Origin of the sequence: Shimia sagamensis (assembly GCF_900182745.1) — a bacterium.
Lineage (GTDB): Bacteria > Pseudomonadota > Alphaproteobacteria > Rhodobacterales > Rhodobacteraceae > Shimia > Shimia sagamensis.
In genome coordinates, this window is sequence record NZ_FXTY01000010.1 from 57,572 (window position 1) to 73,411 (window position 15,840).

The following is a 15,840-nucleotide window of genomic DNA, read 5'->3' on the forward strand; positions in this document are numbered from 1 at the left end:
AGGCCTCGATGCCCGTTCCAGCCCCAAACCTCTATCCGGACTTTAACACAATCCGGCTGAGCCATCTCTGTTTGAACGTCAAAGATCTGAATGCATCAAAAAAGTTCTATACCGAAATTCTAGGACTACAGGTGTCAGATGAGAGCGAAAGCCACATCTATCTGCGCGCCATGGAAGAGCGCGGTCACCATTGTGTGATCCTGCAGAAATCGGATCAGCCCGGTACAGTTGAGGTGATGGGGTTTAAGACGTTTGACGAAGCCGACCTGGACCGCGCTGAGATCTACTTCAAAGCCAAAGGACGCCCAACCTCTTGGAGTGAGCGCCCGTATCAAGGCAGGACGTTGTTGACCTCAGACAACATGGGCATTCCGCTGGAGTTTTATCACAAGATGGACCGGCTTGAACCGATCCATCAGAAGTATGCGCTCTACCGGGGTGTCAAACCTTTGCGCATCGATCACTTCAACTGCTTCAGCCATGACGTGGATGCCTCCGCCGCGTTTTATTCCGACTTCGGGTTCCGGGTGACGGAATACACCGAGGACGAAGACAGCAAACGGCTTTGGGCGGCCTGGCTACACCGCAAAGGTGGGGTGCATGACATGGCTTTCACCAACGGGACCGGCCCCCGCATGCATCATGTGGCATTTTGGGTGCCGACGCCGCTCAATATCATTGATCTGCTCGATCTGATGTCGACCACCGGCTATGTTGACAACATCGAACGTGGTCCCGGACGCCACGGGATTTCGAATGCGTTTTTCCTGTATGTATTGGATCCCGACGGTCACCGAATTGAGATCTATTGCTCTGATTATCAGACCGTTGACCCTGATCTTGAACCAATCAAATGGGACCTCAAAGACCCGCAGCGCCAAACCCTTTGGGGGGCGGCAGCACCAGAAAGTTGGTTCAAACATGGCACAACGTTTGTCGGCGTCGACACCAAAGAGTCCGACTTGAATGCCAGCCCGATAATTGCGCCATGACCGCTGTATCATCGCATTGCGTGAGAGCGACACAGATAGCGCAGCGATCCGAAGTACTAAAACCAACACCAACGCCAGGGAGTGGCGCATGAACTGGGACGACTTTGCAAATTGGAGCAAACACATCGCCGATTGGGGCGCGCAATATCACAAAACCTTGCGCGACAGACCGGTGCGGGCGCAAACCAAACCGGGTGAAATCTCAGCACAGCTCGCCGATGAGCCCCCCACCAAAGGGGAAGACATGTCGGTCATCCTTAGGGATTTCGAAGACATTGTGATGCCGGGCATGACCCACTGGCAGCATCCACGCTTTTTTGCTTACTTTCCCGCAAATGCCGCGCCGCCGTCCATGCTGGCTGAGCAGCTGGTCAACACCATGGCAGCACAATGTATGTTGTGGCAGACATCGCCTGCCGCCACGGAGGTTGAAGGTGTCATGATTGATTGGTTGCGTCAGGCCTTGGGGCTGCCGCAGCCCTATACCGGCGTCATTCAGGACAGCGCATCATCTGCGACGCTGTCGGCGGTCTTGACCATGCGCGAGCGCGCCACTGGGTTTAGCGGCAACCGGGACGGGGTGAATGGCAAAGGCAGTTTGCGCATCTATTGTTCCGATCAGGTGCATTCCTCGATTGATCGCGCCTGTTGGGTGTCGGGCATCGGACAGGAAAACCTCGTCAAAATCTCCGGTAGTGGCGCGCGATATGGCATCGATACCGGCGCGCTTGAGGCGGCAATTGAAGCCGATATTGCAGCAGGTCACACACCCGCCGGAGTGATCGCTATTACCGGTGGAACCGGCGTCGGGGCGTCTGATACTTTGGGGCCAGTTCTGAAAATAGCGCGGAAATATGATCTCTATACCCATCTCGATGCCGCTTGGGCCGGGTCTGCCATGATCTGCCCGGAATTTCGCGACGATTTCTGGCAGGATGTGGATGGTTTTGACAGTATTGTTTTTAATCCCCACAAGTGGCTGGGGGCTCAATTTGATTGCTCGGTTCAATTTCTTCGGGATGCGGGGCCGCAACTGGATACGCTCAAAATTGAACCGGAGTATCTGAAAACCACCGGGGACGCCCTGACCAACTATTCTGAATGGACCATCCCGCTTGGTCGACGCTTTCGGGCGTTGAAGCTCTGGTTCCTGATCCGGTCTTATGGACTGGAAGGTTTGCAAGAGCGCATTCGCAACCATGTCGCTTGGGCCGAAGAGCTTTGTAGCAAGATCAGCGCGATGGACGGGTTTGAGATTGCTACAGATCCGATCCTCAGCCTGTTTTCCTTTCGCTGCCCGGGTGATGACGCGGCCCAGCAGCGCCTCGTTGACGCGCTTAACGCCGATGGGCGCATCTATCTGACTCAAGGGGCCTTTGAAGGCCGCAAGATCATTCGGGTTCAGGTTGGCCAGTTCGACACAACACGAGAAGATGTGATGGCTGTTTGTGCGGTCATCCAAGATGTTTGGGGGCAAATCAAATGAAGTTCGCAACGTATTGTGCCGATGGAAACGCTTTTTACGGAGCGGTGACCAACACAGGCATGATTGCCCTGAACGGGGATTTTCCGCAGTGGCCAACGCTTTTGGATGTGGTTCAGAATGATGGTTTGGCTGAGCTTGCAGCCGCAGCCGAAGGTAAGGCTGTTACACATACGGACTTTGCGTATGAAATGGTGCTGCCCAATGCGCGCCGAATCCTTTGTGTCGGGGTCAATTTCCCTGATCGAAATGCCGAATACAAAGATGGCTCAGAACAGCCAAAATACATGTCTTTGTTCCCGCGGTTTGCTTCGGGTTTCACCGGTCACAATCAACCTTTGATCCGCCCCCCGGAAAGCCCTCAATTGGACTACGAAGGTGAAGTGGCGATTGTGATCGGCAAAGGCGGCCGCCGGATCGCACAGGCCGATGCCTATGATCATATCGCAGCGTTGACGCTTTGCAACGAAGGCACCATTCGCGATTGGGTCCGGCATGCAAAATTCAACGTCACGCAAGGCAAAAATTGGGATAAGTCTGGCGCCATCGGCCCGTGGCTTGTGCCCTTTACCGACGCCGCCCAGTTGGACGATGCCCGTATCATCACCCGCGTGAACGGGGAGGTACGCCAGGATGATGTCTTGGCCCGCATGATGCACCCGATCCGGCGTGAAATTGAATACATCTCGACCTTCATGACGCTTGAACCTGGCGACATCATTGTCACGGGCACACCAACGGGATCAGGCGCGCGGCTTGATCCGCCGCAGTTCCTGAAGCCTGGAGATGTGGTGGAGATCGAAGTGAATGGCATCGGCACCCTGCGAAACACCATCGAGGATGAAGCCCAATGACGCCGGAATGCCACAAGGCGGCTGCCGAGGATCTATTGCGGGCAGAGAAGACAGGGCAACAGATTGATCTGTTGAGCAAACGCCATCCTGACATGGATATGGACGATGCCTATGCCATCCAAAATGCGATTTACCATGCGAAACTGGCTGCAGGGCAGGCGGTGGTTGGTTGGAAGATCGGCCTGACGTCCAAAGCCATGCAATATGCGCTCAACATCGACATTCCCGATAGTGGCATCCTGTTTGACGATATGGTGTTTGCCCACGGCGCAACCGTGCCAAAGGGGCGGTTCATTCAACCGCGTATTGAAGCTGAAATTGCCTTTGTGATGAAAGCTGGTATCGGTGGCGCGGATGTCACACGCGAAGAAGTGATTGCTGCGACCGATTATGTGTCCCCCTCTATCGAGATCCTCGACACGCGCATCCTGAGGGCTGACCCCGAGACCGGCCAAACGCGCTCAGTGCTTGATACAATCAGCGACAACGCGGCCAATGCCGGTGTGGTGTTGGGTCCGCAGCGGCACGCGGTTGACGCCTTTGATCTGCGCTGGGTTGGCGCGATCACGTCCCGCAGTGGCGACGTTGAGGAAACGGGCCTTGGTGCTGGCGTGCTGAATGACCCAGTGGAGAGCGTTGTTTGGCTTGCACGTCGGATGGCGCAATACGGGCAGATCATCGAACCTGGCCAAATCATCCTGTCCGGCAGCTTTATTCGTCCGGTCGAATGCCCCTCAGGCACGGAAATCCACGCAGACTTCGGCGCCTTCGGGGCGGTCGACATCACCTTCGCCTAAAGGACACTCCATGCCTGCACCGTACAATCCTTTTAAAGCCGCCATCGCCAAAGGGGAGTTGCAACTGGGCTGTTGGCTTGGGCTTGCCGATCCCTATATTGCGGAAATCAGCGCCGGATCGGGGTTTGACTGGCTGTTGATTGATGGCGAGCATGCGCCCAACGATTTGCGATCGATCACGGCGCAGCTACAGGTTATCGCTGGACGAGACAGCCATGCCGTGGTGCGGCCGCCGATTGGCGAACCCTGGATCATTAAGCAGCTTTTGGATGCGGGCGCGCAAACGCTGTTGATCCCCATGGTGGAAAGTGGTGCGCAGGCGCAAGACTTGGTCGATGCAGTTACATATCCACCCCATGGCGTGCGCGGAGTTGGGTCGGCCTTGGCGCGGGCTTCTGACTTTGCCGCAATCGGTGACTATTTGACGACCGCTCGAGAAGAGATTTGCTTGTTGGCGCAGGTGGAGAACCGCAAAGGTATGGCGGCTTTGGATGATATTCTCGCAGTTGACGGCATTGACGGCGTGTTTGTCGGACCATCGGATTTGGCAGCGGATATGGGGTTTATCGGGCAGCCCGGGCAAGCGGAGGTTCAAAATACAGTGTTGGATGCGATCCGCCGCATCGTTGCTGCGGGGAAGGCCGCTGGAATTTTGACATTGGACGCATCGCTGCAATCGGACTGCCGGCACCTAGGAGCAACTTTTATCGCGACAGAAATCGATGTCACTCTGTTTGCGCGTCACATGCGGGAGGCCAGTAAGTTGTCTCGGCAGCGGCTAAGCCAAGGGTGAACAGGAGCAAACGTAGTTTTACGAGTTCGGAAGGCGCACCAAGGTATTTTCACACCCAGATTGGGATGAATGTCGCGAAATTGCGGAACTGGTTCTTGATGGCAGAGAATGCCAAGAATTCGCCTTTTCAAATTTTCCATGGAAAAGGGGTATGTAGTGCATTTGAGTTCAGTTCGGCAACGACGGTTGCGTGTTTTGGCACCTGGCAAATAAGAAGCCTTCTCATACAAAAAACAGCCCAACAACGGTCGTCTGGAACAATCACGTGCTTGTTGAAGTGGACTGCTGAAATGCCCACGATGATCGCGCCGACGAATTTAGGGGAAGTTCCGCTCAGTATATGGATGAGCCGTGTTCAACGACTTCAAATCGCACGGGTCTTGGCCTTTAGGCATCTGCGTTCTTTGATGTATTCTTCCGGACCACCTAAGAGCCTTCTCCTCCTTTGGGTGGCTCGGAGCATTTGATACCAGGGCTACAAGTTGTTTTGCGCCACTGATGCGCCGAACTTGCAGACAGTTGCCCTATTGTTTCAAGCCGTCAGTGCAACGCATCCACAACGTCAGGCATGCCCCACAAAACGACGGACCTCCGCAGTGGCTTCCCCTTTGGCGGTATTCGCCTCGTAGGCGAAAATGGCTTAAGAATGCCCCGTCAATTGTCGTTGAGATTGAGTGGGGAAAAGGCCTATTTCGTAAGAAAAATAGACAGAATCCGGTTTCTGTGGTCTACTTCACAGGTCTGCAGGGTTTGCCTTGTACCCGCTGTATTTAGGGTCATGAGGCGCATTTTGATTTGGTGGCTCTGACAGGCTCGGTTGAATTTGTAGGTGAGGTACTTTTGATGAGAGTTTTTCTACTATCAACATCAGCAGCGGTGCTTGTTTTGGCGGGATGCACCGAAATTTTGCCGCCAGACGAAGACGTGGAAAGCGTGCGGGTCCCACACAGCGAAGTGTCTGATTCCTCGAGCAACTCGAGTTCTTCCAGTGGCAGTTCACCCAGTTCTTCTTCAGGGAATTCGAGCTCGGGTTCGGGCAATTCCAGCAGTTCAGGCTCCGGCGTCAGCGGAGGGAGCAGCTCTGGTGGTTCCAGCGACGACGACGACGACGGGGGAGGCAGCTCCGGCGACGACGGAGGCTCCGACAGCCCCGGCGGGTGGACCGGCTAATGCCAATGGGAGGCATTCCGGCCATTAGACAGAGAATGGCGCTGCTTGCCTTGGCCACGTATTTGTCCGCTGTTGCCACAGGGGGTGTGGCGCAAAGCGAACCAGCCCGGCTGGCAGTGGTGATCGGCAACCAGGATTATGCCGGTATCGACGATCTGGCCAACGCCAAGCGCGACGCGGAGCGGTTTTCAGCGATGTTGCGTGACTTGGGGTTCACGGTGTTTGACGGCTACAACCTCGACCGGCAAGGGTTCGAGGACTTACTGCGTGCCTCGATTTTGAATGTCACGGAAGGGGCGGAGATTGTTTTTTTCTACGCGGGCCATGGCATTCAGATTGGTCGTCGCAATTACTTGCTGCCGACAGATGTGGCTTTTGAATCGGTTTACGATTTGCCGGTGGAGTCTGTCACGCTGGATCGGGTGATCGAAGTGCTCTCGGCCCGGGGAAAAGTGCATGTGGCCATCATTGATGCGTGTCGCGACAATCCGTTTCCAGACAAGGTTTTGGCCGGAAACTTGGACGCCAGTCTGTTTGAGACAAAATCCGGATTTGACGTTTTCCAAACACCGCTTAACTCGCTGGTTGCCTTTTCTACAGCCCCAGGGATGGTGGCATTTGACGGCAATGGGAATGAAAATAGCCCCTATACAGCGGCCATCGTAAATGCGGTGAGTGCTGAGCCGGAGCGTGATATCCTGTCGGTCTTCGCGCAGGTTAGAAAGGCGGTTTATAACGCAACCGACGGCAAACAAGTCCCGTGGGAAAGCTCAACGTTGGTTCAGCCTTTTCATTTTGGGCGCACAATTGAAGCACCGGTTGTCATGTCTTCGGAGGTGGTTGTACCGGTTCCTGACAGCGGCGGCAGCACACGTCAGGTCGCAGCGCAGGATTTTCCGTCTGAGGTGACGTTGCCGGTGTCCTACGATCGGCAGATTGATTTGGGACCAGCGCTGGCAGTTGCGTTGGGACAATCTGCGCTGCCGTCGATCTCTATTACAACTGTGCCCAATGACGGCTTGGTCTCGGTGCGCGCGGACGGTTTGATGTATCGGCCGGTGCTGAGCGAGCGGCGCGCCACTGAGCGGTCTGCGTCTTTGCGAGATCAATTTTCGGTGACAGTGCAGACCAATGGTGCTGAAGTGCCGATCACCGTTCTGTTGGAAATGGAGGTCAATGCTTGTGATCTGGCGGCAGGTGATGCGTTGGATCCGGGGAGTGTTGGGTTTTACCGGCTGCCAAACGAGATAGAGGTGGACTACGCGCTGGAGGTTTGTCAGGCGGCAGTGGAAGCCGATCCTGATGAAGGCCGGTTTTCATACCAACTGGGGCGGGCGCAGCAAGCAGCGGGGCAACTGCACAAGAGTTTTCTGAGTTTTCAAACCGCCGTCACACAGGGACATATTCGGGCTTTGAATGGTACAGGGCGATTTTTGATATCCAAGAGGATCGATCACCAAGCCACCGGCATTCCCCAAAACGCCGCAGGTGCCTTGGCGCTGTACGAGAAAGGTATTGAGGCGGGCGATCCGTTTGCGATGCACTCCAAGGGGTTACATTTCCTGCGCAACGGTCAAGATTCGATAGAGCGTGAGATGGGATTTGAATTGATGGACCGGGCGGCAGAGCTTGGCCACACCTATTCGATGAATGAGTTGGGCATCTACTTTCTGAAAAAAGATACAGATCATTTCCTGCCGGAACGGGGGTTGCGCTATTTACAAGCCAGCGCCGCGCGTCAGGATATCTATGGCTACTACAATCTTGGCTATGTCGAAGCCAATGGGTTGAATGGCGACAAAAATTTGGATGCGGCGTATCGGTGGTACCTGAAGGCCAGTGATGGCGGGCATCCGTTTGGTCCGTCTACTTTGGCGCGCATGATCCGCCGCGGAGATGTGCCTGGGCAAGGGAATGCAGATGCTCTTGTGTGGTACGATGAAGGCCTGTCGCGTGGCGACGGCTGGGGCGGTGTGAACGCGGCGCGCATGGTTTTGAAAGGCGAAGGCGCGCCGGCGGATGTGCCTGCTGCCTTGATCCGTTTGGCAAAGGCACGCCACCTGTCCAACGAGAAAGCAGCCGCGGCGGCGCTGGAAGGGTTGCAAGGGCACTCAGCACAAGACTTGGCCAAGGCCACGCAATTGCTTTTGCGGGACATGGGTGCGGACGTAGCCGTAGATGGGGCGATTGGTCCAGCAACGCGGCGTGTTTTGGCAACTATGGCCGCTGAGGCCAATCTGCAATCCCCAGCCAATAGCCGACTGTCCGAATTGGAGACAGTCGCAAGAATTTATTGGGCAAAAAGTCCAACACGCCCGGATCTGTTTTGATCGGCGGGGGGACCCGGGTGTGTCAGCCTAGCTGAGAGCCTGGAACTCCACGCGGCGGTTTTCATCGGCGCGGGTGTCATCCGCGTTGAACGGGAAACGTTCGCCCATGCCTTGCGTTTCGAGCCGCGCGGGGTCGATGCCACAGTTGTCCACGAGGTGACGGGCCACTTCTTTTGCGCGCAGGATCGAAAGGCGTTCATTGTACTCCTCTGTTCCGGAGGTGTCGGTGTGTCCGACGATCCGTACCAGATTGATACTGCTGCGCTGAAGCACCTGACACATCTTTTCAAGCTTGGGCGCCTCGTCACTGGAGAGCGCAGCTGAGTCAAAGCCAAATTTGATTTGCAAGTTGACCTGAAGCTCTGGATCCAGCTGACCAAATACCAGCGGCGCTTTGGGGTCGCTTGCGGCTTGTACCACCTGAGCACCGGTTTGTGTGCCATCTTGGGAGCTGGTTTCTGAACCTGTTTCAGTGGACACATTGACGGCCTCGGTTGTGTTGGCCGCGCTCTCATCCACAGTGACAAGTTTCAGGCCGCGCGTGGCGCCCATACCGTTGGTTTCAGCCTCTTGGAAGACTTCGCGCTGGCGCTCAAAAAGCGACATCAGCTCATCGATGCTGAGGTCCTCTTGCGCCGACAGGGGGGACGACAAGGCGACGATGGAAAGGATCACAGCAAAGGGTTTTGTTCTAAAATTCGGCATCTGAGCCTCATTGGAAAAAGATTTTGTGGATGATTTATGCTAGGCTATACTGGCGTTGTTTTCAATTCAGCCTTTTTTGAAGTGCCAATTTTTGACTATGCCCCTCGCTCCGGCGCAGAGCCGTGATGTGGTTTGAAAGCAGCGCAATCGCGTAGCCGGGGTTTGGCGTTGACCGCCAGTGGGAGAGTTATGTGAGTAAAGCCACAACTGTTATCCCCCAAATGATGCCCGCCCAACCGGTGTTTATTGGTGCGGGGTTGACTCATGTGGGGGTGGTCCGAGAGCGCAACGAAGACTCGATTTTGACTGACCCGACCGGCGTTCTTTGGGCCGTTGCCGATGGTATGGGGGGCTACAGTTTTGGCGATGTGGCTTCCGACATGGTAATAGATGCATTGTCGGAGGTAAGTGATGACGCCTTGGCCGGACCTGCCTTGCAGGGGGCCTTGCGGGCAGCAAATGCTCGGATTCATCACGAAGCACACACGCGTGGCAGTATGGGAGCAACGGCTGTGGCGCTGATGATTCAGAATGCCATAGCCACTATCGCTTGGGTTGGTGATTGCCGGGCTTATCTGTTGCGGGGGAGGGCGTTGCGTCTTTTGACCCATGATCACACGGTGGTGCAGGATATGGTGGACCGTGCCCTGATTGGACCGGAAGAGACGCACAACCATCCGGAACGGCATGTTGTGACCCGCGCCGTGGGGCATGTGGCGGAGTTGCAGGTAGACACCATTGCAGTGCCTCTGGTGCCGGGTGACCGAGTGATGCTGTGCTCGGATGGACTGACAGGGTGTCTGAGTGATCAGGAAATTACCGACCATATGGCGCGAGCGGGCTCTCCGAAGATGTTGTGCACTACGCTTCTGACGGCCTCCCTGGAAGCGGGGGCCGCGGACAATGTGTCTGTGGTCTCTGTTTTCGCGGAGAGGGCGTAAGCGATGCGTGAGGGCACGTTGATAGGCCCAATCATTATTGCCATTGGCCTGCTGGTGGCGGCCATTGCTTTTGCCGTGGTGGGGGCAGTGCTGGAAACCGCGGACGGCTCCGCGGAGATGCGCATGTCACGCAGCGAGGCTGATATCGCAGCGATGGAACGTGCGATTGACGGTCTGAAAAAGCAAATCACGGACTTGCAGGAAGAGCAAAGACGGCTCGCAGAGGAGCAAGCATTGGTAATTGCGCGAGGGGGCGGGGTGGCACCGATGCCGCTCGAAGTGTCTGCAGGTGACATAACGGGGGGCGGGGATGAGAATTTTGGTCCCAGTATTGAACGGATGACCGAGGTCGGGGTCCTGGACAAAATGGCGTTCAACCAAGGCATCAGCCAGCCACGCAACCGCATCATGTTGGAAATTTTGGGCCATCCCCGTTCCAGTTATTCGCAAGACTGCGCGCCGGTGACACAGGAGAAACTACGGGCGTTGATGGAGACCCGACAAGTGGGACCCATAAAAGTGACCATGATCCGTCCTGCATTGGAGTCTCTTGAGCGCATCATGTCCAAGTTGGCAACTTCCGAACCAGAGGTGCACGAGGCTTTGGGCACGGCTGGTGCCCTGTGCGCGCGGCTGGTGCGCGGCTCGAAGCGGTCGGTCTCAAACCACAGTTGGGGTACGGCGATTGACCTGAAACTTGAAGGTCGGCTGGACGGGTTTGGCGATGGAGGCACGCAGTTTGGTTTGATCCTGCTCGCCGAGCTTTTCAATGAAGAAGGCTGGTATTGGGGCGCGGCCTATAACCGTGAGGACTCGATGCATTTTGAAGTGGGCGTGGAGACCTTGCGGCTGTGGCAGGCAGAGGGGAAACTTTGAGCCATGGCGCAAGCTGGGCCGGAAAATGCCAACACTGTGAGCGCGTTTCACCACGCGGCCAGACCAGTTCTGGACTGGATAGACACTGTAGGGCGTCGTGCACGGCAACCGGTAGGGGACCTCGTCACTGACGCTGAAAGAGAGTTGGGCGGGTTTGAGGACCGGTTGACGCAAGTGCGGGTGCCGGTCGCAGCAATCAAGCCGGCGCGCTACGCGCTGGCAGTTTTGATGGACGGGCGCGTGCGCGAAACCCCTGACATTGATCTGGGAGCGTGGTCAGTTCTGGCGCATCGGCAACTGTTTGAGGGGCGCGACATGACAGTGGCGCGGATCCGAGACTTTGCAGATACCGCCACGCGTCAAGGCGGGGACTATGTTGAATTGGCAGGCTTCTTGGAGCAGATGGTCGCATTGTCTCAGGAACGCAGACATGGTCATAAAGTGGCTGCTTCCGGCGGATGGGGCTGGAAAATTACCGGATTTGCTGCGCTTCTGACTGTGGCATTGATAGGGTACTCAGCGTTTATTGAATATCGATTTCACAGGGACTTGCGGGCCGGATTTGACGATGAGGTTCTTCAGTTAGGCTTGGATCGAGCGCAGGCGGGACGCGAGCTGGTCACACGATTGGACCAGATGCGGGCGGCGTTGGAGCGAATGCAAAAGGCCGCTGAGCGCGCGCCTCTCAGGCGCAAGTTGCGCCTACCTGTGTTGGACAGTGAGACCTATGCTCAAAAAGAGTATACGGCAGTGGTGACCCGACAAGTGCCGTCAGCAATTGCCGAAGCCATTGAAACGGTTGTGGCCACCGAAGGTGACGGTTTGGCGCTTTATGATGCGCTGCGGGCTTGGGTCATATTGTCTGGCGATGATGAGTGGCAAACCCCGTGGTTGGCGGGGTGGTTGCGAGATCACGGCAGCAAATTGGGGCTGGATGGGTTGGCGCGGCACATCGCACCTTTGGCTGGTCCCGTTGAAGGACTGGCGCCGAAAGATGCGGTCCTGATGGATCAGGCTCGGGAGTTTGCAGCCGAAGTAGCAGAACCAGACCGTGCGTGGTTGGAGCTTAAACGGGCCCCGCAGACCGCCGCGCTCCCTGCTTGGCATCCGGAACGTGCGGTGCCGCAACTGACAAACGTTATGGTGCGGCGCACGGGGCAGTCGGTCTCCGATCCGATCTCCGGGATTTTCACAGCCGAGGGGTGGCAGCACGCGCGCAACTTCGGAATTGGCGTGGCGGTGCAGAAAGCACGGGCCATTGGGCTAAAAGTCACCGGTCAAGCGCTCACGCAGAACAACCAAACACCCGATTTGCTGGCCAATCGGTTGCAGAAGGAAACCATAGCAGTTTGGCAAAGTTGGCTTGCCGAATTGCGGGTGCGGCCGTTTTCGGATCGCAACACCGCCATCATTGTATCTGGCGCGCTTAGTCAGGCCAACAACCCGCTCAGTCAGGTATTGCGCGCTGTGTTTGCTGAGGCAGGTGGCGGCGACCGGAGGCGCAGCCATGAGCAACAATTGGCGCTGGCGCGCACCTTTGGTCCAACCATTCAGTATCTGGATCAAGGGCGCATGGTTGAAATGGCGCGGCTGTTTTCTTCACTAAATGTGGCGCTGGGTGCGGCTGACAGCAGCCAAAGACAAGGTAATCAGCGTCTGATGTCGGTACAGGATCGGGCGCGGTCGATTGCAGCTCTCAACGCGGCGCCTGCCATTGTTGCGCAGCTGACTGAAGATGTCTTGGTGCAATCAGGCATGCTGGATGCATCTGATGAGGGCGGCAACGCGCTGACTCGATCTTGGCAACGCAACGTGTTTCCGCTGTGTCAGCGGGCAATTAAGGGCCGCTATCCATTTGGCACGGGCGCGGATGCGGAACAGGCGGACGTGGTTGCCATGTTTGGCCCCCAAGGTGTGATGGCCGGATTTCTGGCCGGGGTAGCGGGACCGTATCTCGAGACCAACCAGAGCCCATGGCGTTGGAAACCTGAGGCGCGATTTGCCGGGGTCACACCAGAAAGTGCGGCCTATCTGGAGCGCGCGGCGGTGATTTCCGAGGCTCTGTTTGACGAAAGCGGTGCGCTGCGCCAGGAGATCACGCTCAGTGCGCTGGCCGAATTGGGGCAAACGCTGGTTGCCATTGGCGGAGAGGCGCGGCCGGTGCGGGCACAGGGGGAGCCTGTCACGTTGGTGTGGCCGGGGCCGCAACCTGAGTTCGGCGTAGAAGTGAGCTTTCGCGACAGCGCAGATGCCGCGCGTTTGCAGCAGCCCGGCCCGTGGGGGCTGCTGCGCCTTGTGGACGGTGTTCGCCTGCGTCTGCGAGACGAGGGGCAGCGGGCTTTGCTGGATTTGCGCACTGAGTCAGGCCGCGTTTTTTTGAGCCTCGCGTTCCGAAATAAAATCAATCCGGTATCGGCACGGCGCGCGGTTCTAGAGTTTCCTTGCGCCCCGGCCTTGTGAGGCATGTCGCAGAGCTGAGAGGAAACCATTTCGGATTAGGCCGATATTGGCTTATGATCGGGCGTATACGAATTTTGAATCAAGATCTTTTAGTGACCAAATTGACGAGGGGAGGCGCCTGATGGCGATCGACCGCATTGCTCGATTGACCACTCCGTTGCCCGAGATTGAGGGGCAGCCGGCCTTGATCTTTGGCCAAATGACCGGGCGGGATCGTGTCAGCCGCTGTTTTCAGTTTGACGTTTTGGCCTTTAGCACCGACCCCAACATCGCGTCGGACGATCTTTTGGGGTTGCCGGTCACGGTAGACGTGACCACCAACGAAGATGACCCGGACATGCGGCGCTATTTTCATGGTCTCATCGATCAGTTCCGATTTGAGGGAAACGATGACGATGCCTTGTTTGCCTATCGTCTGATCTTGAGGCCGTTTCTGTGGATGCTGTCAAAAACCTCGGACAACCGTATTTTTCAGGAAAAAACCGCTGTGGAGATCATCGAGCAGATCCTTGGTGAATACGGTTTTGGCGATTACGAGTTGCGACTGTCGGGCAGCTACGAGACGCGGGAATACTGCGTGCAGTTTGGCGAGAGCGATCTGGATTTTCTGCAGCGGATGATGGAATTTGAAGGCATCTGCTATTTCTTTGAATTCGAAGAAGGCGCGCATAAGCTAATCTTTGCAGATGCAGACAGCATGGTCGTGGATTGCCCTGAGGCACCGGAGCTACGCTTCGAACCCAACGTGATGGCAGGCACCGAAGGTATCGGCGTGATCAGCGCCCTGATGCGCGAAGACATGGTGGTCACTGCCAAACATGCGCTGAACGATTATAATTTCGAGACGCCTTCGACGGATTTGTTGTCGGCAGATACTGTGCCACCCAAACACGCGCAGGCCGACTATGAGCGCTACGACTATCCCGGCACCTACGAAGATGCAGGCGGCGGTGTCAATTTATCCAAAGTACGACGTGCTGAAGATCAGGCGCGGCGCCATCAGGCCTTTGCGCATTCGACCGCCAGTATGCCTTGTTCTGGCCATCGCTTTAAGCTTTTTGACCATGCACGCGAGGCAGAGAACATCCCGTTTTTTATTCTTGAGGCCAAATATCAAATTTGGGACGGTCAATATATTGCGGGCGGAGAGATGGATCAGGATCGCGGTTTTGAGGCACGGTATGTGCTGGTGCCATCCGACAATGAGTTCCGGCCAGAGCGGATTACGCAAAGGCCAGTAATGAAAGGGCCGCAGACTGCGATCGTGGTTGGTCCTGCGGGCGAAGAAATCTACACCGATGAATACTCGCGGGTGAAGGTGCAGTTTTACTGGGACCGAGAAGGCAAGCACGACGAGAATTCGACGTGTTTCATCCGCGTTAGCTCCGCATGGGCTGGATCTGGCTGGGGCTTCATTCAAATCCCGCGCATAGGCCAGGAAGTCATTGTGGATTTTCTGGATGGCAACCCTGACAGGCCAATCATTACGGGGCGGGTTTATAACGCTGAGCAGATGCCGCCTTATGGTCTGCCGGGCAATGCGACGCAGTCCGGCTGGAAGTCCAATACCTCGCTGGGCGGCGGTGGCTGGAATGAATTGCGCTTTGAAGACAAAGCGGGTGATGAAGAGGTCTATTTTCAAGCGCAAAAAGACCACAACGAATGGATCAAGAACAACGAGACCCGCAATGTCGACAATGATTTTGCCGAGACCGTGGGGCACGACGCCAAACAGGATGTTGTGAATGACCGCGACGAGACCGTAGGCAACAACAAAACCACTAAGGTTGGTGTCGATCGCACGGTCAGAATTGGCAACAATGACACGGAAACCGTGGGCGTGGATCGCAGCTTGACAGTTGGGTCCAACGAAACAATTTTGGTGGGGTCCAACTCAACCGAAACCATCGGCGCCAATCACACTCAAACCGTTGGCGCCAATCAGGCGGTGACTGTCGCAGTTGCCCGCGCTGACACTGTGGGGGCCTCTGAGGCGCGCACTGTTGGTGGGCCGCAGACAAACACCATCGGCGCGACACGCTCGGTCTCAGTTGGGTCGACGCAGAGCCATAGTGTGGGATCAACGGACAGTTGGGAAATCGGCGGCAATCAAACGGAGAAGATCGGCAAGACCCAAGCCAGCGAGATTGGTAAAGACCAAGATGTTAAGGTTGGTGAAAATATGGTGGAGGCGGTGGGTAAGGACAAATCTGCCACCGTTGGGGAAAACCTGAATATCGAGGTTGGCAAGAAAATCTCAATCAAGGCAGGCGATGAGATCACGCTGACCTGTGGCAAGGCCAAGTTCCAGCTCAAGAAAGACGGCACAATCGTGTTGGAGGGCAAGGACATCAGCCTAAAAGGCAGTGGCAAGATTGTTGGCAAAGCGAGCGGAAACATTACGCTCAAAGGCAGCAAGATCGACCTGAACTGATACGC

At 56.2% G+C, this 15,840-nt stretch carries 12 protein-coding genes; 11 read left to right on the forward strand and 1 reads right to left on the reverse strand.

What is annotated here, in order from left to right; genetic code table 11:
- Positions 1–8: 8 nt before the first annotated feature.
- The 7 genes from hpaD (at position 9) to QOL67_RS19910 (ending at position 8,419) form a co-directional block, all read left to right on the forward strand.
- Positions 9–992: a 3,4-dihydroxyphenylacetate 2,3-dioxygenase gene (gene hpaD / locus QOL67_RS19880; protein WP_283427738.1), complete on the forward strand. Its 984-nt coding sequence runs from the start codon at positions 9–11 to the stop codon at positions 990–992.
- Between the two features lie 88 nt (positions 993–1,080).
- Positions 1,081–2,478 carry a pyridoxal phosphate-dependent decarboxylase family protein gene (locus QOL67_RS19885; protein WP_283427739.1) on the forward strand — a complete coding sequence of 466 codons (1,398 nt, stop codon included), beginning with the start codon at positions 1,081–1,083 and terminating at the stop codon, positions 2,476–2,478.
- Positions 2,475–3,329, forward strand: coding sequence for a fumarylacetoacetate hydrolase family protein (locus QOL67_RS19890; protein WP_283427740.1), 855 nt, complete (start codon positions 2,475–2,477; stop codon positions 3,327–3,329). The genes QOL67_RS19885 and QOL67_RS19890 overlap by 4 nt, the downstream gene beginning before the upstream one ends.
- Positions 3,326–4,126: a 2-oxo-hept-4-ene-1,7-dioate hydratase gene (hpaH, locus tag QOL67_RS19895; protein WP_283427741.1), complete on the forward strand. Its 801-nt coding sequence runs from the start codon at positions 3,326–3,328 to the stop codon at positions 4,124–4,126. The genes QOL67_RS19890 and hpaH overlap by 4 nt, the downstream gene beginning before the upstream one ends.
- Positions 4,127–4,136: 10 nt before the next feature.
- On the forward strand, positions 4,137–4,919 hold the full coding sequence (locus tag QOL67_RS19900) for an aldolase/citrate lyase family protein (protein WP_283427742.1): 783 nt from the start codon (positions 4,137–4,139) through the stop codon (positions 4,917–4,919).
- 843 nt (positions 4,920–5,762) lie between these two features.
- A complete protein-coding gene (locus QOL67_RS19905) occupies positions 5,763–6,089 on the forward strand; it encodes a hypothetical protein (protein WP_283427743.1) in 327 nt (108 codons plus the stop codon).
- A 35-nt stretch (positions 6,090–6,124) separates the two neighbouring features.
- Complete coding sequence (locus tag QOL67_RS19910; RefSeq protein ID WP_283427744.1) at positions 6,125–8,419, forward strand: caspase family protein; 2,295 nt, start codon at positions 6,125–6,127, stop codon at positions 8,417–8,419.
- A 27-nt stretch (positions 8,420–8,446) separates the two neighbouring features.
- Here QOL67_RS19910 and QOL67_RS19915 read toward each other — a convergent pair whose 3' ends face one another.
- The gene (locus tag QOL67_RS19915; protein ID WP_283427745.1) at positions 8,447–9,124 is read right to left on the reverse strand and encodes an OmpA family protein; all 678 of its coding nucleotides are present in this window, start codon (positions 9,122–9,124) and stop codon (positions 8,447–8,449) included.
- A gap of 191 nt (positions 9,125–9,315) precedes the next feature.
- Between QOL67_RS19915 and QOL67_RS19920 the strand changes: the two genes are divergently transcribed.
- From QOL67_RS19920 to QOL67_RS19935, 4 genes are all read left to right on the forward strand, one after another.
- A complete protein-coding gene (locus QOL67_RS19920; RefSeq protein WP_283427746.1) occupies positions 9,316–10,065 on the forward strand; it encodes a PP2C family protein-serine/threonine phosphatase in 750 nt (249 codons plus the stop codon).
- 3 nt (positions 10,066–10,068) lie between these two features.
- Positions 10,069–10,941 (forward strand): M15 family metallopeptidase, encoded by an 873-nt coding sequence (locus QOL67_RS19925; RefSeq protein ID WP_283427747.1) that lies wholly within the window; start codon positions 10,069–10,071, stop codon positions 10,939–10,941.
- A 3-nt stretch (positions 10,942–10,944) separates the two neighbouring features.
- Positions 10,945–13,401, forward strand: a complete 2,457-nt coding sequence (locus QOL67_RS19930) for an ImcF-related family protein (RefSeq protein ID WP_283427748.1) — start codon at positions 10,945–10,947, stop codon at positions 13,399–13,401.
- Between the two features lie 121 nt (positions 13,402–13,522).
- Positions 13,523–15,835: a type VI secretion system Vgr family protein gene (locus QOL67_RS19935; protein WP_283427749.1), complete on the forward strand. Its 2,313-nt coding sequence runs from the start codon at positions 13,523–13,525 to the stop codon at positions 15,833–15,835.
- Positions 15,836–15,840 lie beyond the last annotated feature (5 nt).

What these genes read in the sequence shown, in the direction of transcription:
- QOL67_RS19890 (WP_283427740.1), top strand. Translation starts at nt 2,475, where the DNA reads ATGAAGTTCGCAACGTATTGTGCCGATGGAAACGCTTTTTACGGAGCG.
- hpaH (WP_283427741.1), top strand. Translation starts at nt 3,326, where the DNA reads ATGACGCCGGAATGCCACAAGGCGGCTGCCGAGGATCTATTGCGGGCA.
- QOL67_RS19885 (WP_283427739.1), top strand. Translation starts at nt 1,081, where the DNA reads ATGAACTGGGACGACTTTGCAAATTGGAGCAAACACATCGCCGATTGG.
- QOL67_RS19905 (WP_283427743.1), top strand. Translation starts at nt 5,763, where the DNA reads ATGAGAGTTTTTCTACTATCAACATCAGCAGCGGTGCTTGTTTTGGCG.
- QOL67_RS19915 (WP_283427745.1), bottom strand. Translation starts at nt 9,124, where the DNA reads ATGCCGAATTTTAGAACAAAACCCTTTGCTGTGATCCTTTCCATCGTC.
- QOL67_RS19900 (WP_283427742.1), top strand. Translation starts at nt 4,137, where the DNA reads ATGCCTGCACCGTACAATCCTTTTAAAGCCGCCATCGCCAAAGGGGAG.
- QOL67_RS19930 (WP_283427748.1), top strand. Translation starts at nt 10,945, where the DNA reads ATGGCGCAAGCTGGGCCGGAAAATGCCAACACTGTGAGCGCGTTTCAC.
- hpaD (WP_283427738.1), top strand. Translation starts at nt 9, where the DNA reads ATGCCCGTTCCAGCCCCAAACCTCTATCCGGACTTTAACACAATCCGG.
- QOL67_RS19925 (WP_283427747.1), top strand. Translation starts at nt 10,069, where the DNA reads ATGCGTGAGGGCACGTTGATAGGCCCAATCATTATTGCCATTGGCCTG.
- QOL67_RS19935 (WP_283427749.1), top strand. Translation starts at nt 13,523, where the DNA reads ATGGCGATCGACCGCATTGCTCGATTGACCACTCCGTTGCCCGAGATT.
- QOL67_RS19910 (WP_283427744.1), top strand. Translation starts at nt 6,125, where the DNA reads ATGGCGCTGCTTGCCTTGGCCACGTATTTGTCCGCTGTTGCCACAGGG.